Annotated in this window: 10 protein-coding genes and 1 tRNA gene; 8 read left to right on the top strand and 3 right to left on the bottom strand. The window is 72.0% G+C overall.

The genetic code is table 11. The features are described from left to right. The first annotated feature begins 207 nt into the window (after positions 1-207). From ABZ721_RS24890 to ABZ721_RS24910, 5 genes are all read left to right on the top strand, one after another. Positions 208-3,318 (top strand): endo-alpha-N-acetylgalactosaminidase family protein, encoded by a 3,111-nt coding sequence (locus ABZ721_RS24890; RefSeq protein WP_358790953.1) that lies wholly within the window; start codon positions 208-210, stop codon positions 3,316-3,318. An 82-nt stretch (positions 3,319-3,400) separates the two neighbouring features. Next, positions 3,401-4,294: an AraC family transcriptional regulator gene (locus ABZ721_RS24895; RefSeq protein ID WP_358790954.1), complete on the top strand. Its 894-nt coding sequence runs from the start codon at positions 3,401-3,403 to the stop codon at positions 4,292-4,294. Positions 4,295-4,417: 123 nt separating this feature from the next. Further along, positions 4,418-6,925 carry an aminopeptidase N gene (gene pepN, locus ABZ721_RS24900; RefSeq protein WP_358790896.1) on the top strand — a complete coding sequence of 836 codons (2,508 nt, stop codon included), beginning with the start codon at positions 4,418-4,420 and terminating at the stop codon, positions 6,923-6,925. Between the two features lie 219 nt (positions 6,926-7,144). Further along, entirely contained in the window at positions 7,145-8,539 is a 1,395-nt protein-coding gene (locus tag ABZ721_RS24905) for an aminotransferase class V-fold PLP-dependent enzyme (RefSeq protein WP_358790897.1), read from the top strand. Next, positions 8,536-9,951, top strand: a complete 1,416-nt coding sequence (locus ABZ721_RS24910; RefSeq protein ID WP_358790898.1) for a SidA/IucD/PvdA family monooxygenase — start codon at positions 8,536-8,538, stop codon at positions 9,949-9,951. The genes ABZ721_RS24905 and ABZ721_RS24910 overlap by 4 nt, the downstream gene beginning before the upstream one ends. On the opposite strand, the gene ABZ721_RS24915 is transcribed toward ABZ721_RS24910, so the two are convergent. After that, the gene (locus tag ABZ721_RS24915) at positions 9,923-11,752 is read right to left on the bottom strand and encodes a 5'-nucleotidase C-terminal domain-containing protein (protein ID WP_358790899.1); all 1,830 of its coding nucleotides are present in this window, start codon (positions 11,750-11,752) and stop codon (positions 9,923-9,925) included. The two genes, ABZ721_RS24910 and ABZ721_RS24915, sit on opposite strands and share 29 nt — an antisense overlap. A 130-nt stretch (positions 11,753-11,882) precedes the next feature. On the opposite strand from ABZ721_RS24915, the gene ABZ721_RS24920 reads away from it, so the two are divergent. Together ABZ721_RS24920 and pyk are read left to right on the top strand one after the other, a co-directional pair. Then, entirely contained in the window at positions 11,883-12,590 is a 708-nt protein-coding gene (locus tag ABZ721_RS24920; protein ID WP_358790900.1) for an SIMPL domain-containing protein, read from the top strand. 141 nt (positions 12,591-12,731) lie between these two features. After that, positions 12,732-14,165 carry a pyruvate kinase gene (gene pyk / locus ABZ721_RS24925; RefSeq protein ID WP_358790901.1) on the top strand — a complete coding sequence of 478 codons (1,434 nt, stop codon included), beginning with the start codon at positions 12,732-12,734 and terminating at the stop codon, positions 14,163-14,165. Positions 14,166-14,185: 20 nt separating this feature from the next. On the opposite strand, the gene ABZ721_RS24930 is transcribed toward pyk, so the two are convergent. Both ABZ721_RS24930 and ABZ721_RS24935 read right to left on the bottom strand, forming a co-directional pair. Continuing rightward, positions 14,186-14,959: a transcriptional regulator gene (locus ABZ721_RS24930; RefSeq protein WP_358790902.1), complete on the bottom strand. Its 774-nt coding sequence runs from the start codon at positions 14,957-14,959 to the stop codon at positions 14,186-14,188. A gap of 109 nt (positions 14,960-15,068) precedes the next feature. After that, positions 15,069-15,143, bottom strand: a tRNA-Leu gene (locus tag ABZ721_RS24935). A 145-nt stretch (positions 15,144-15,288) separates the two neighbouring features. Here ABZ721_RS24935 and ABZ721_RS24940 point away from each other — a divergent pair. Further along, on the top strand, positions 15,289-15,864 hold the full coding sequence (locus ABZ721_RS24940; RefSeq protein WP_358790955.1) for a response regulator: 576 nt from the start codon (positions 15,289-15,291) through the stop codon (positions 15,862-15,864). The last annotated feature ends 42 nt before the right edge of the window (positions 15,865-15,906 follow it).

The raw sequence follows: 15,906 nt of genomic DNA on the forward strand, positions 1-15,906 counted from the left end.
GGTGCGGGAGTCCAACACCGGCGCACCTTTGTCCATGGGCGCGCCGGGTCCCGGCAGCGCAAGGTGAGGGGCGATCGACCGTGAAGCAGCTGTACAGCCGGCAGTCGCCGGCCGTGCGGCCCACGGCCAGCGGCGGCGGCCACCCCCGTGCCGCCCGGCCGTGGCGACGCCGTAGTGAGGAGTGCGATGTCCGCCCCCGACACCAGCATGGAAACCGGCCCCGGCAGGGAGACCGGCCGCCGCGGAGAGGCCGGACCCAGCCGCCGCTCGGTGGTGCTCTCCACCGCCGCGGCGGGCCTGGCCGCGGCACTCGTCCCCGCCCCGGGGGCCGCCGCCGCGCCAGCCGCCGCGGGCCTGGCGGTGATCCGCTCCGCACACCTGGACGTCCGCGTCCACACCGCCTTCCCCGGCGTCGCCTCCTACACCGACCGCGGCACCGGCGCCGTCCTGCACGGCGCGCCCGCCCCCGCGAGCACCCTCCTCATCGACGGCACCGCCCGCACCCCGCACGTCACCAGCGCCGTGCGCGCCGACCGGATCACGTACACCCTCGCCTTCGACGGCGGCACCCGCATCGAGGCGCAGATCACCGTCGACGGCTGGACCACGGAGTTCCGCGTCACCACCATCGCCGACACCGACAGCCTGCGGGTGGGCACCCTGCAGATCCCCGGGCTGCGGCTGCTGAGCGTGCGCAGCGACCAGCCGGGAGCCGCCCTGCTCGCCGCGCGGCTGCAGCTCGACAAGGCCGCCAGCGGCGACACCCTCATCCGCGTCGGCCCCGCCACGCCCGCCGAGGCCGCGCCCACCGGCTGCGCCTACGCCGTCGTCGCCACCGACGCGCTCGCCGCCGCGATCGAGAGCAACACCGTCTACGACAAGCCCGCCGGTGCCCAGGGCACCACGTGGGAGAACGGCCGCTTCTGGCGGCAGACGCTGGCCGGCGACGGCTGGACCGAGGCCGGTCTCGCCCCCGGCCAGTGGACCCACCGGGCCGCCGGCGCCGCCACCGGCGACACCGAGCCGCTGCCGTACGCCACGGTCATCGTCACCCGCGACCGCAACGGCGACGGGAGGACCGACTGGCAGGACGCGGCGATCGCGCTGCGGGACATCGCCGTCACCCCGCTCGGCGCCGACACCCAGCACCTGCGGGTCGTCCCGCACATCCCGTTCAACTTCGCCAGCCAGGCCACCAACCCGTTCCTGGCCACCCTCGACAACGTCAAGCGGATCTCGCTGGCCACCGACGGGCTGCGGCAGTTCACGCTCCTCAAGGGGTACCAGTCCGAGGGCCACGACTCCGCCCACCCCGACTACGGCGGCAACTACAACCAGCGGGCGGGCGGCCTCGGCGACCTCAACACCCTCGTCGCCCGCGGCGCCCGCTGGAACAGCGACTTCGCCGTCCACGTCAACGCCACCGAGTCCTACCCGGTCGCCCACGCCTTCTCCGAGAAGCTCGTCAACAAGGCCGACCAGCAGTGGGACTGGCTCGACCAGTCGTACCGCATCGACGCCCGCCGCGACCTGCTCAGCGGCGACATCGCCGGCCGCTTCCAGCAGCTGCGCGACGAGACCCACCCGGCGCTCAACACCATCTACCTCGACGTGTTCCGCGAGTCGGGGTGGACCTCCGACCGGCTCCAGCGCCACCTGCGCGCCCAGGGCTGGACCGTCACCAGCGAGTGGGGCCACGGGCTGGAGCGCTCCTCGCTGTGGTCGCACTGGGCGAACGAGACCGACTACGGCGGCGACACCTCGCGCGGCGTCAACTCCCAGCTCATCCGCATGGTCCGGCACCACCAGAAAGACGTCTTCGCCGACAAGTGGCCGCTGCTGGGCACCGCGAAGCTCGGCACGTTCGAGGGCTGGGTCGGCAAGACCGACTGGAACGCCTTCTACCGCACCATCTGGACGGAGAACCTGCCCGCCAAGTACCTGCAGGCGTACCCGATCCGCACCTGGACCGACCACGAGATCACCTTCATGGGGCCCACCGCCACCACCGTCTCCGACGCCGACGGCACCCGCACCATCACCACCGACGGCCGCACCGTCTACCGCGGCGGCGCCTACCTGCTGCCCTGGGAGCCGCGGCAGGCGAAGAACCCGCCGAAGCTCTACCACTACAACCCGGCGGGCGGCACCGGCACCTGGCGGCTGCCCGCGGGCTGGGCCAAGGCCCGCACCGTGAGCCTGTACCGCCTCACCGACCAGGGCCGCCGCTTCGAACGCGACCTGCCCGTCCGGGACGGCGCCGTCACCCTGACCGCCGACGCCGAACAGCCCTACGTCGTCCACCGCGACCGGGCGCCGCGCCAGGCCGCCCCCGGCTGGGGCGAGGGCACCGCGATCCACGACCCCGGCTTCCACTCCGGGCGGCTCGACGACTGGCACGTCACCGGCCCGGCGAGCGTCGTCCGCAACCCGCTCGGCGACTACGAACTGGTCGTCACCGCCGGCGGCGCCGCCGCCGTCGGCCAGCGCCTGGCGCGGCTGCGGCCCGGCAGCTACGCCGCCTCCGTGCAGGTCGAGGTCGGCGCCACCGCGGGGGAGCGGCGCCGGGCCGCCCTGGAGGTCCGCACCGCCGACGGCGTCACCGCCGCCAACTGGACCGACACCTCCACCGCGGGCAACTACGTGGCCGCCGACCGCAAGCACGGATCGCGGATGCAGCGCATGGTCACCTGGTTCACCGTCCCCGAGGGCGGCGGACCCGTCACCCTCACGCTGCGCGCCGACGCAGGAGCGGCCCGCGTCACCTTCGACAACGTCCGCGTCGTCGCCGCCACCCCCACCCGCGCCCCCGGCGCCCTCGTCCACGAGGACTTCGAGAACGTCCCGCAGGGCTGGGGCGCCTTCGTCAAGGGCGACGCCGGCGACGTCACCGACCCGCGCACCCACATCGCGCAGCGGCACGCGGCCTTCACCCAGGCCGGCTGGAACGGCAAGGCGATCGACGACGTCATCGACGGCACCCAGTCCCTCAAGTCGCGCGGCGAGAACGACGGGCTGGTCTACCGCACCGTCCCGCACACCGCCCGGCTGACGTCCGGCCGCCGCTACCGCGTCACGTTCCGCTACGAGAACGAGGAGGCCGGCCAGTACGCCTGGATCACCGCCACCGACCGCCCGGAGACCACCGAGCTGTCCCGGACGGTGCTGCCCGCGACCGGCGGGCCCGCCACCCACAGCTACGAGTTCACCGCCCCCACCGGCGGCGACGCCTGGGTGGGACTGCGCAAGACCGGGGACAGCGGCACCGCCGAGTTCACCCTCGACGCCTTCACCGTCACGGACCTCGGCCCTGCATAACACCGCAAACCGCCAGGGGGCCGGGGGCGTGGCCCCGGCCCCCTGGCCACCACCGCGCTCCATGAGCAAAGATCAGTCCTCGATGTTCCACACATGGATGCGCTACTTCACCCCGAACTCGGTCCACCACCGGCTCGGCCTGGTGTGCCTCGGCGTCGGCATGCAGCACGGGGCGCTGCCCACGGTCGGGCCGCGCACCATCGACCACCACGTCGCCGTCGTCATCAGCGCCGGCACCGGCTGGTTCCGGCACCGCGGCGGCGACGCCGTGGAGATCACCGCGCCCACCCTGCTCTGGCTCACCCCCGACGCGGAGCACCACTACGCGCCGCACCCCGGCAGCGGCTGGGACGAGAGCTTCGTCGACTTCACCGGACCGGCCGCCGCCACCTACACCGAACTCGGCTACATCGAGCCCGACCGGCCGATCGTCCCGCTCAGCGACACCACGGGACCGCGCGCCGTCATCGCCCGCATCGCCCGGGCCGCCCGCCCGGGGAACCCGCTGCTGGAGGTCGAGAGCTCCGCCGCCGTCCACGAGCTCCTCGTCGCCCTGCGCCGCGCCCGCGCCGACACCACCGGCGACGGCGACCGGGTGCTCGACGCGCTGGCCCGCGACGCGTTCCTGCCGCTGACCATCGCCGAGCACGCCACCCGGCACGGCATGACGCTGGCCGAGCTGCGCGCCGCGGTCCGCCGCAGCGCCGACTGCAGCCCCAAGGACTACCTGCTGGGCATCCGGCTCGGCCGCGCCAAGGAGCTGCTGGCCGCCACCGACCTGCCGGTCGCCGCCGTCGCCCGCCGCGTCGGCTACGAGGACCCCGCCTACTTCAGCCGGCTCTTCACCCGCCGGGTCGGCGCCGCCCCCGTGCGCTTCCGCGAGCAGCAGTACCGCACCGTCCCCGGCGGCTGGTCCACCGACCACCTGGACCCCCGCCGCATCACCCGCCAGCCCGCCGACCACCCCGGACCGTGACCCTCCCGGCCGCCCCGCACCGCGGCCGGAAGCACCCCGGAAGGTGACAGGACACACCCCGGAAGGTGACGGGGGACACCCCGGACCGTGACCCCGGCCGCGTCGTACGGCAGCATGTCCCGCATGCCAGCCCTGACTCGCGCCGAGGCCGAGACCCGCGCCCGCCTGATCGACGTCGACCGCTACGCGATCCACTTCGACCTCACCCGCGGGGACACGACCTTCCGCTCCACCTCGGTGATCCGCTTCACCGCCCGCGAGCCGGGCGCCGCCACCTTCATCGAGCTCCGGCCGGCCGTCCTGCACAGCGCCGAGCTCAACGGCCGCCCGCTCGACCCCGGCACCCTCGACGACGGGCGGCTCCCGCTCCCCGGGCTGAGCACCGAGAACGAACTGCGGATCGACGTGGAGATGCTCTACTCCCGCACCGGCGAGGGCATGCACCGCTTCACCGACCCCGTCGACGGCGAGGTCTACACCTACACCCAGCTCGGCCCCGACATCTGCCCCGCGCTCACCCCGACGTTCGACCAGCCCGACCTCAAGGCGGTCTTCGACGTCACCGTCACCGCCCCGCCCGCCTGGACGGTCCTGGGCAACGGCACGGCGCGGCGCACCGGCGAGGGGCAGTGGCAGCTCGCCGCGACGCCGCCCATCAGCAGCTACCTGCTCGGCCTCGCCGCGGGACCCTGGTACAGCATCCGCACCGAACACGCCGGGCTGCCCTTCGGCCTGCACTCCCGCCGGAGCGTGGCGGCGCACCTGGACGGCAACGCGGCCGAACTCCTCGACACCACCCGCCGCTGCTTCGACCGGTACCACGAGATATTCGACGAGCCCTACCCGTTCGACTCCTACGACCAGGCGTTCGTGCCGGAGTTCAACTGGGGCGCGATGGAGAGCCCCGGGCTGGTCACCTTCCGCGACGAGTACGTCTACCGCTCCGCCGTCACCTTCCCCGAACGCCAGCAGCGGGCCGTCGTCGTCGCCCACGAGATGGCCCACATGTGGTTCGGCAACCTCGTCACCCTGACCTGGTGGGACGACATCTGGCTCAACGAGTCCTTCGCCGAGTACCTCGGCTACCAGGTCCTCGCCGAGGCCACCGGCTTCACCAGCACCTGGACCGACTTCGCGATCAACCGCAAGGTCTACGGCTACGACGCCGACCAGCGCCCCTCCACCCACCCCGTCGCCCCCGAAGCGGTCCCCGACGCCGCCTCCGCGATGCTCAACTTCGACGGCATCTCCTACGCGAAGGGCGCCTCCGCGCTGCGCCAGCTCGTCGCCTGGCTCGGCACCAAGGACTTCCTCGCGGGCGTCAACGCCCACATCGCCCGCCACCGCTTCGGCAACGCCACCCTCGACGACTTCATCGACTCCCTCGGCGCCGCCACCGACCGCGACGTGCGCAAATGGGCCGCGCAGTGGCTGCGCACCACCGGCGTCGACACCCTGCAGCCGCACTTCGACGCCCCCCAGCCGCGCTACGACACCCCCGCGGCCCCGTTCATCGCCCGCACCGGCAGCCGCCCGCACCGCATCAACGTCGGCCTGTACGACCGCGCCGTGACCGACCCCTGCCGGCTCGTGCTGCGCGAACGCCTCGCCGCGGACCTCGCCGCCCCCCGCGTGCCGCTGCTGCCCGAGGGCCGGCCCGTCCGCCCCGACCTGGTCCTGCTCAACGACGGCGACCTCAGCTACACCAAGATCCGCTTCGACGACCAGTCGTGGACCACCGTCACCGAGTGCCTCAGCGGCCTGCCCGACCCCCTCTCCCGGGCCGTGGTCTGGAACGCCGCCCGCGACCTGGTGCGCGACGGCGAACTGCCGCCCGGCGACTACCTCGACCTGGTCCTGCGGCACCTTTCCGCCGAAACGGATCCCGCCATCGTGCAGGGCGTCCTGACCTTCACCCGCGAGCAGCTCATCGACCGCTACCGCGACCCCGCCCGCCGCACCGCCGACCTCACCCTGCTCGCCGGGGTCTGCCGCACCCTGCTGCGGGGCGGCTCCGCCGACCTGCACCTGAGCGCCGCCCGCACCCTCGTCGACAGCGCCGTCACCGAGGCCGGCACCACCGCGCTGCGCGACTGGCTCACCGCGGGCCGCATCCCCGACGGCCCCGCCCTCGACCCCGAACTGCGCTGGCGGCTGCTGCTGCGCCTGTCCGTCCTGGGCGCCGCCGGCCCCGCCGACATCGCCGCGGAACTCACCCGCGACCCCAGCGCCTCCGGCGAGGAGGGCGCCGCCCGCTGCCGCGCCGCCCTGCCCGACCCGCAGGCCAAACACGCCGCCTGGACCGCGATGTTCGCGGACGACTCCCTGTCGGCCTACCTGTTCACCGCCACCGCCCAGGGCTTCTGGCAGCCCGAGCAGCACGAGCTGCTGCACGGCTACGTGCCGTACTACTTCCCCGCCGCGACCGCCGTCGCCGCCCGCCGCGGAGCGGCTCTCGCCACCAGCGCCGGGCGGCACGCCTTCCCCACCACCGCCACCGACACCGACACCCTGCGCCTGGGCGGCGAGTGCCTGCGCGACGCGAACCCGATCCCGGCGCTGCGCCGCCAGCTCGCCGACCAGCTCCACGACCTGCAGCGCGCCCTGAAGATCCGCGCCACCTACCCGTAGCGGCGACGGGCCGGGGCACCCGCGACCCCGCGGGCACCCCGGCCTCACCCCCCTCTCCCGACCCCGGCCCCGCCCCCGACCCCCACAGCCGGCCGCCTCCGCGCGGCCGGAAAACGATCCTCCGCACCACCCCCGCGATACCCCTGACCGGTGGCTCTCGTTGAGCACACCGGGCGGACCCGCCCGCCCGACAGGCAGCGACCGCGAAGGGGCCACCTCATGCCACCCCAGCTCGCCGGAGGGATCACAGGACCCGCCCACCTGCGCCCCCTGCTCGACACCGTCCTCGACGCCCTCACCGCCGGCGCCACCGCCCGCGGCGGACCGCTGCCGTCCGGCGGCCCCGACGCCGTCGCCCACCACGTGCGCGACGCCTGCACCCCCGTCATCCCGCACACCGGAACCGGCGCGGACCACGCGCTGCGCACCCTCGTGCACGCCCTCGCCGCCGGATCGGCCGACCCCGCGCACCCCCGCTGCGTCGCCCACCTGCACTGCCCGCCGCTGGCCCTCGCCGTCGCCGCCGACCTCGCCGCCACCGCCCTCAACCCGTCCCTCGACTCCTGGGACCAGGCCCCCGCCGCGAGCGCCCTCGAAGCCGAGACCACCGCCGCGCTCGCCGCCCTCGTCTACCCCGGCCTCCAGGCCCCCGACGCGCTCGTCACCACCGGCGGCACCGAGTCCAACCACCTCGCCCTGCTCCTCGCCCGCGAACGCCACCCCGGCGCCCCCGCCCTGCGGGTGGTCTGCGGCGCCAACGCCCACCACAGCATCGGACGCGCCGGCTGGCTGCTGGGCCTGCCCCCCGCCCACGTCCTGCCCACCCCCGCCGGCACCCTCGACCCCGCAGCCCTGCACACCGCCCTCGCCGACCTCGGCGAACGGCGCGACACCGGCCCCGTCCTCGTCGTCGCGACCGCCGGCAGCACCGACACCGGCGCCATCGACCCGCTCCCCGAGATCGCCCACACCGCCGCCGCCCACGGCGCCGAACTCCACATCGACGCCGCCTACGGCGGCCCCCTGCTCTTCAGCGACCGCGAGGCCCACCGCCTGCACGGCCTGCCGTTCGCCGACTCCGTCACCCTGGACCTGCACAAACTCGGCTGGCAACCCGTCGCCGCCGGCCTGCTCGCCGTACGCGACACCACCGCGCTGCGCCCCCTGGGCCACCACGCCGACTACCTCAACGCCGACGACGACACCGCGGCCGGCCTGCCCGACCTCCTCGGCCGCTCCCCGCGCACCAGCCGCCGCCCCGACGTGTTCAAGATCGCCGTCACCCTGCGCGCCCTGGGCCGCGAAGGACTCGGCGCCCTCATCGACGCCGTCTGCGACCAGGCGCAGCACCTCGCCGACCTCATCGACGCCCACCCCGCCCTCACCCTGCGCGGCCGCCCCGAGATCAGCACCGTCCTGTTCCGGCCCACCCACGCCGACGACGCCCACGTCGCCGCCCTGCGCCGCCGCCTGCTGCACGACGGCCACGCCGTCCTCGGCCGCGCCCACGCCGATGGGCGCCTCTGGCTCAAAGCGACGCTGCTCAACCCGCACACCCGGCCCGCCGACCTCACAGCGCTCCTGCACCTCACCACGGAAGGCACGGCCCGATGACGACCGCACCCCCCGCCCCCTCCGGCGAACCCGCCCCCCTCGACGAACCCCTCGACCTCCTCGGCATCGGCATCGGCCCCTTCAACCTCTCCCTCGCCGCCCTCGCCGACGGCATCCCCGACCTCACCACCGCCTTCTACGACCAGCGGCCCACCTTCCAGTGGCACCCCGGCCTGCTCATCGACGGCGCCACCCTCCAGGTCCCGTTCCTCGCCGACCTCGTCACCCTCGCCGACCCCACCAGCCCCTGGTCGTTCCTCGCCTACCTCAAGACCCGCGAACGGCTCTTCCCCTTCTACTTCGCCGAGCGCTTCCACATCCACCGCGCCGAATACGACGCCTACTGCCGCTGGGTCGCCGACACCCTGCCCACCACCCACTTCGGCCAGCAGGTCGACACCGTCCGCTGGAACCCCGGCCGCGCCCTGTTCGAGGTCGACCACACCCACCTCGACCGCAACGGCGAAGCCGAAGCCCTCGGCCGCACCCACGCCCGCAACCTCGTCATCGGCATCGGCACCAGCCCCTACGTCCCCGAACCCCTGCGCCCCCTCGCCGAGGCCCCCACCGTCCCCGTCATCCACTCCGCCGACTACACCGACCAGCGCACCCGGCTGCTGGCCGCCGACCACATCACCGTCGTCGGATCAGGACAGTCCGGCGCCGAGGTCTTCCTCGACCTGCTCCGCGCCCGCCCCGTCGGCCGCGAACGCCTCACCTGGATCGCCCGCACCCCCGCCTTCGCCCCCATGGAGTACAGCAAGCTCGGCCTCGAACAGTTCACCCCCGACTACACCCGCTACTTCCACGGCCTCGCCGAACCCGTCCGCGACCAGCTCGTCCCCCAGCAGTGGCAGCTCCACAAGGGCATCGACCACGACACCATCAACGCCATCCACGACGAGCTCTACCGCCGCACCCTCGACGGCGGCTGGCCCGACGCCACCCTCACCCCCGGCGTCGCCGTCCGCACCGCCGGCCGCCTCGGCACCACCGGCATCGAACTCCACCTCGAACACGAGCAGCAGGGCACCCGCAGCCGCCTCCACACCAGCGCCGTCGTCCTCGCCACCGGCTACCGCGAACGCCCCATCGAGCAACTCCTCGCCCCGCTCCACCCCTACCTGCGCCGCGACGCCGCCGGCCGGCCCCGCATCGACGCCGACCACCGCCTCGCCCTCGACCCCTCCATCAGCGGCGCCGTCCACGTCCAGAACGCCAACCGCCACACCCACGGCGTCGGCGCCCCCGACCTCGGCCTCGCCGCCTGGCGCTCCGCCGTCATCCTCAACGCACTGACCGGCAGGGAGCCCTACCCCCTGCCGGCCAGGACCGCGTTCACCACCTACGGCCTCGACGGAACCGCGGCGTCCAACGTGCCCACTAGAACAGCGGCACTCCGTCGCGCGTGAGCTTCCAGCTGTCGGCACCGAAGGCGGACGGATCGATCGAACCGTTCGCCTTCACCCACGCGATGATCGTGTTCCGGATCTCGTCCGAGTTCGCCCACACCGACGCCGTCGCCGCCACGTGCGGGAAGTTGCCGCCCCCATTGGCCCGGTAGTTGTTCACCGCCAGCACGAACCGCGCCGCCGGATCCAGCGGCGCACCCTGGAACGTCAGGTTCACGATCCGCGAACCCACCGGCTTCGCGATGTCGATCTCGTACGACACCCCGCCCACCACGTCGTAGTTGTAGTCCGGCGTGCCGGCCGCGTTCGTCAGCTTCGACACGTCCACCACCGCACCCGGCGCCGTCTGCACGAAGTACTTCGCCGAGAACTCCAGATAGTCCTTGATCTGCGCACCCGTGAGCACCCGCGCGTCCAGCGTGTTCTCGAACACGTACAGCCCCGCCACGTCCCGCAGCGACACCTGGCCCGCCGGGATCGCCGCCGACCGCGAGAAGCACGCCGCCTGCGACAGCACCGGCAGCGCCGCGTACTCCGTGCCCGCCAGCGCCGCCTTCACCGTCTGCGTCTGCACCGCGTTGATGAAGTCGATGATCGGGGTGTCCTTGTACGGGGCCTCCGTCGCCGACATGGCCACCGCACACGTGCCCACCACCTGGTTCACGTACGCCACGACCTTGTCGTGCTCCGCCTTCACCAGCTTCACCACGTGCGGGTCCTCCGCCGCCGTGTTCGCGTTGCGGACCTCCGCCACCACCTTCGTCACCGACCAGCGGCCTTGGCGGAACTCCAGCGCGATGTCGAAGACGCTCAGCCGCATCCCCCACATCAGCGGCTCCGACAGCACCACGTCCTTGCCCGACGCGGTGTTGACCACCGTCCGCGACGCGATCTCCTTGTGGGCGTGACCCACCAGGATCGCGTCGATCCCCGGCACCTGCTCCGCCACCAGCGCCGACGCGTTCTCCGGATACGGCAGCGCGTCCCCGTACGACGTGGCGCCGTCGACCCCCGAGTGATCAGCACAGATCACCACGTCGCAGCCCAGCGCCCGCAGCTTCGGCACGTAGATCCTCGCCTGCTCCACCAGACCCGGGAACGCCAGCTTCCCCTGCACGTTCGCCTTGTCCCAGATCGCGATCCCCGGATTCGTCAGCCCCAGGATCCCCACCGTGATGTCCGGCCCGCCGTGCACCTTGATCCGCTTGATCGTGTACGGCGCAAACGCCGGCTTCAGCGTCTTCGCATCCACCGCGTTCGCCGCCAGCAGCGGGAAGTCGCACTGCTCCTCGAACTTCCGCAGCACCGGGATGCCGTAGTTGAACTCGTGGTTGCCCAAAGCCATCGCGTCGTAGCGCATGTGGTTCATCGCCAGCGCCATCGGGTGCACCGGCGGCTTCCCGCGCTTGCCCGCGGTGCCCGTGATCGGCTCCACCCGCGCGTAGTAGTACGACAGCTGCGTGCCCTGGATGGTGTCGCCCGCGTCGATCAGCAGGGTGCGCTCGCAGCCCTTCTCGGCCCGCGCCTGCTCCACCAGCGTGGAGATCTTCGCCAGGCCCACGTCGTTGTGGGTCGCGTCGTCGTACTCCTTGTCCGTGAAGTAGTCCCAGTTGAAGACATGCCCGTGCAGATCCGTCGTGCCCAGCACGCGCAGCGAGTACGTCCGCGGGCCGTGCCCGTGCCCCGCGCCGTGCGCCTGCGCCGGCGCGGCGCCCGCAACGGTTCCCGCGGCGCCCGCGAGCACCACCCCGGCTCCCGTGGCGGCGGAACGGTTGAGGAAGGTCCTTCGGTTGAGCGGCATGTCTGCTCCCGGTCGGTCTGGTGATGTAACGCGCGTAGATTCTGGCCCAGGAACCCCACCCCGCAACACCCCCCGCGCGTTTCCATCGGATGACCCGCCGGGAAATCGGCCGCCTGCGACAGTGGGGCACATGACCCCAGAAACGGACAGGACCCCCAGCCCCCTCGCCGCCCCCCGCGTCGGCGTCCGCGGCGAAGCCACCATCGAGACCGACCCCGAACTCGCCCGCATCGCCGTCACCGTCCGCTCCCGCGGCACCGACCGCCGCCACACCCTCGACGACCTCACCCGCCGCAACACCCAGGCCCTCGACCTGATCAAGAGCTACGGCGACGCCGTCGAGAAACTCGAAACCGGCGCCGTCGCCATCACCCCCGAACTCCGCGACAAGGGCCGCGACCGCGGCGAGAAGATCCGCGCCTACCACGGCGTCGTCCGCATCGGCGCGACCCTCACCGACTTCACCGCACTCGGCGAACTCACCACCCGCCTCGCCGACCTCGACCTCACCACCGTCGACGGCCCCTGGTGGTCCCTGCGCCCCCAGTCACCCGTCTACCGCGACGCCCGCCAGCAGGCCGTCCGCGACGCCGTCCAGCGCGGCCGCGAATACGCCGAAGCCCTCGGCGCCACCCTCACCGCCCTCATCGAACTCGCCGACGAGGGCGTCCACCAGGCGACGCCCTACCCCCAGCAGGCCTTCGCGATGAGCGCCCGCGCTGCCGGCGGCATGGCGGACGCCGCCGCCCCGCCCGCCCTCGACCTCGAACCCGAACGCCAGAACGTCCACGCGCAAGTCACCGCACACTTCACCATGACTCCACCCGTCCTCGCCTGACCCCGCGACACTGCCTCCATGACTGCTCACATGAGCAATGCCATGCACGTTCGACACTTGTCAACAACCGTTAATACAGCCGACGTTGGACAGTCGCCTCCGCCCATCTGCCTACCCGTCAGTAAGTCATAGGCTCGAAACATGCGCCGAGCAAAAATTGTCTGCACCCTGGGCCCCGCCACCGACACCTACGAGCAGATCAAAGCCCTCGTGGAAGCCGGAATGGACGTCGCCCGCCTCAACCTCAGCCACGGCTCCTACGCGGAGCACGAAAGCCGCTACCACCACGTACGCAAAGCCTCCGAAGAGACCGGACGCAGCATCGGCATCCTCGCCGACCTCCAAGGTCCGAAGATCCGCCTCGGCCGATTCACCGAAGGCCCCGTACTCCTTGAACGCGGCGACGAATTCACCATCACCGTCGAAGACGTCGAAGGCGACCGCCAGACCTGCGGCACCACCTACAAAGGCCTCGCCGCCGACGTCAGCAAAGGCGAACGCATCCTCGTCGACGACGGCCGCGTCACCCTCGAAGTCACCGAAGTACAGGGCTCCCGCGTCCACACCATCGTCATCGAAGGCGGCATGGTCAGCGACAACAAGGGACTCAACCTCCCCGGCGTCGCCGTCTCCGTCCCCGCCCTGTCCGAAAAGGACATCCAGGACCTCCGCTGGGCCCTGCGCACCGGCGCCGACATCATCGCCCTCTCCTTCGTCCGCAGCGCCCAGGACGTCATCGACGTCCACCGCGTCATGAAGGAAGAAGGACGCCGCGTCCCCGTCATCGCCAAGATCGAGAAGCCGCAGGCCGTCGACAACCTCGAAGAGATCGTCGACGCCTTCGACGGCCTCATGGTCGCCCGCGGCGACCTCGGCGTCGAAATGCCCCTCGAAGCCGTCCCCATGGTCCAGAAACGCGCCATCAAACTCGCCAAGCGCAACGCCAAGCCCGTCATCGTCGCCACCCAGATGCTCGACTCCATGATCGACGCATCCCGCCCCACCCGCGCCGAGGCCTCCGACGTCGCCAACGCCATCATGGACGGCACCGACGCCGTCATGCTCTCCGGCGAGACCAGCGTCGGCAAACACCCCATCGAGACCGTCAAGGTCATGGGCCGCATCATCTGCGCCTCCGAGGAGGAGATCCTCTCCTCCGGCCTCCCCCCGCTCACCGAACGCAACAAACCCCGCACCCAGGGCGGCGCCGTCGCCCGCGCCGCCGCCGAAATGGGCGACTTCCTCGGCGCGAAGTACCTCGTCGCCTTCACCCAATCGGGCGACACCGTCCGCCGCCTCAGCCGCTACCGCTCCCCGATCCCCCTCCTCGCCTTCACCCCGGAACCCGCCACCCGCTCCCAGCTCAACCTCACCTGGGGCGTCGAAACCCTCCTCGGCCCCATGGTCCAGACCACCGACGAGATGGTCGACCAGGTCGACGAACAGCTGCTGCGCGTCGGCAAGTGCCAGAAGGGCGACATCGTCGTCATCACGGCCGGCTCCCCGCCGGGCGTCTCCGGCACCACGAACCTGGTCCGCGTCCACCACATCGGCGAGGACGACTCCCCGAAGTAGCAGGCACCACTCCGTGGGGCTCAGTACTTGGGCCCCACATGCAGGTCCATGAGCGCGACGGAGGCGCGGCGCGCGACCGAGACGTTGTAGGCGCCGTTGCTGCGGCGGGCGAGCTTCCATTCGACGCCGACCGAGTCGAGCGCGTCGCCGAAGAGCTTGAGGATGTCCACGGACTTGTTGGTGAAGAAGAACCGCGGGTACTCGTAGCGCTTGAGCTCGCCGCCGATGACCTTCTCGGTCCAGTTGGTGATCCGGCACCCGTCGGAGTGGATGAGCCCGCGGATGAACTCCCACGGGTGCGCGTCGACGATCTCCCGCTGCCACGGTTCGAGCGCGATGCGCCGCTCGTGCTTCTTGCCTGCGGCGTGCTGCGGGAAGAGGCAGGGCCAGTGCTTGCTGGTGGAGGTCACCATGGTGCAGCCGCCCCTGCGCACGCGGCAGACGGCGTTGTCCGGATGGATCGCGCGGATCGCCGCTTCGCACGACTCGATGAGGCCGGGCCAGGCGTCGGCGCAGGCGATGCGGAGGGCGTAGACGCCGCGCGGCTGAGCGCTGAGGCAACCGTCGCCGAGATACAGACCCAGTAGGTAGGCGTAGGCGTAGGCGGTGGCCGGCCGAGGGGTGCGCGCCGGGGACTCGCAACGAGCGCACGCGCGGGGTCCGACCGGCTCGACGCCGCTCCGCCAGTCGCGCAGGGTGGACCGGGAGACGCCTGTGATCTTGCTGACACTGTTCAGGCTGTGACCGGTCGACACGAGGCTGAGCGCGCGGCGCCGGATTTCCAGATCGTACATACACCCGATGCTGGTCCGAACGGCGCGAAACGTCGGCGATTCGAAGCCCTGTTCACTCAGCTAAGTGAAGATCGCCAACGGTATGCAAACCTTGGAATCCAAGGTGGAGTGCCCCGGGTCGGACTCGAACCGACACTGTATGGGTTTTGAATCCATTGCCTCATGCCAATTGGGCTACCGGGGCCCCTTCGAAACAGAGGATAGCGGAAACCCTCCGTGCCTCAAAGATACCGGAGCTAGGTAGGCTCGTGGGTGCATGCCCCCGCCGTGATCGAGGAGTCCCGTTGAGCGCCGCCGAGCCCATAGACGAGCAGTCGCACGTACCGCCGATGACGACCCGTGTCGTCATCGCCGAGGACGAGGCGCTGATCCGGCTCGATCTCAAGGAGATGCTGGAGGAGGAGGGCTACTCCGTCGTCGGTGACTGCGGTGACGGCGAGACCGCCGTCAAGCTGGCGGAGGAGCACCGGCCCGATCTGGTGATCCTCGATGTGAAGATGCCGGTCCTGGACGGGATCTCCGCCGCCGAGCAGATCGCGAAGGCGAAGATCGCCCCCGTTCTGATGCTGACCGCGTTCTCGCAGCGGGAGCTGGTCGAGCGGGCGCGCGATGCCGGGGCGATGGCGTATCTCGTGAAGCCGTTCAGCAAGAGCGATCTGGTGCCGGCCATAGAGATGGCCGTCAGCCGGTTCCAGGAGCTGCGGGCGCTGGAGCTCGAGGTCGCGGACCTGTCGTTGCGGCTGGAGACCCGGAAGCTGGTGGACCGGGCGAAGAGCGTGCTGCAGACGAAGTACGGGCTGTCGGAGCCGGCGGCGTTCCGCTGGATCCAGAAGACGTCGATGGACCGGCGGATGTCGATGCAGCAGGTGGCGCAGGCCGTGATCGACGAGGTTCCGGAGAAGTAGTCGTCCGGATCGTCGGAGGGCCCGCACCGTTCTCACGGTGCG

The organism is Streptomyces sp. NPDC006733 (genome assembly GCF_040636125.1).
Lineage (GTDB): Bacteria > Actinomycetota > Actinomycetes > Streptomycetales > Streptomycetaceae > Actinacidiphila.

Excerpts from the sequence above, each read along its gene's own strand:
- pyk (WP_358790901.1), top strand. The coding sequence starts at position 12,732 with ATGCGCCGAGCAAAAATTGTCTGCACCCTGGGCCCCGCCACCGACACC.
- ABZ721_RS24920 (WP_358790900.1), top strand. The coding sequence starts at position 11,883 with ATGACCCCAGAAACGGACAGGACCCCCAGCCCCCTCGCCGCCCCCCGC.
- ABZ721_RS24895 (WP_358790954.1), top strand. The coding sequence starts at position 3,401 with ATGTTCCACACATGGATGCGCTACTTCACCCCGAACTCGGTCCACCAC.
- ABZ721_RS24890 (WP_358790953.1), top strand. The coding sequence starts at position 208 with ATGGAAACCGGCCCCGGCAGGGAGACCGGCCGCCGCGGAGAGGCCGGA.
- ABZ721_RS24905 (WP_358790897.1), top strand. The coding sequence starts at position 7,145 with ATGCCACCCCAGCTCGCCGGAGGGATCACAGGACCCGCCCACCTGCGC.
- ABZ721_RS24930 (WP_358790902.1), bottom strand. The coding sequence starts at position 14,959 with ATGTACGATCTGGAAATCCGGCGCCGCGCGCTCAGCCTCGTGTCGACC.
- pepN (WP_358790896.1), top strand. The coding sequence starts at position 4,418 with ATGCCAGCCCTGACTCGCGCCGAGGCCGAGACCCGCGCCCGCCTGATC.
- ABZ721_RS24910 (WP_358790898.1), top strand. The coding sequence starts at position 8,536 with ATGACGACCGCACCCCCCGCCCCCTCCGGCGAACCCGCCCCCCTCGAC.
- ABZ721_RS24940 (WP_358790955.1), top strand. The coding sequence starts at position 15,289 with ATGACGACCCGTGTCGTCATCGCCGAGGACGAGGCGCTGATCCGGCTC.
- ABZ721_RS24915 (WP_358790899.1), bottom strand. The coding sequence starts at position 11,752 with ATGCCGCTCAACCGAAGGACCTTCCTCAACCGTTCCGCCGCCACGGGA.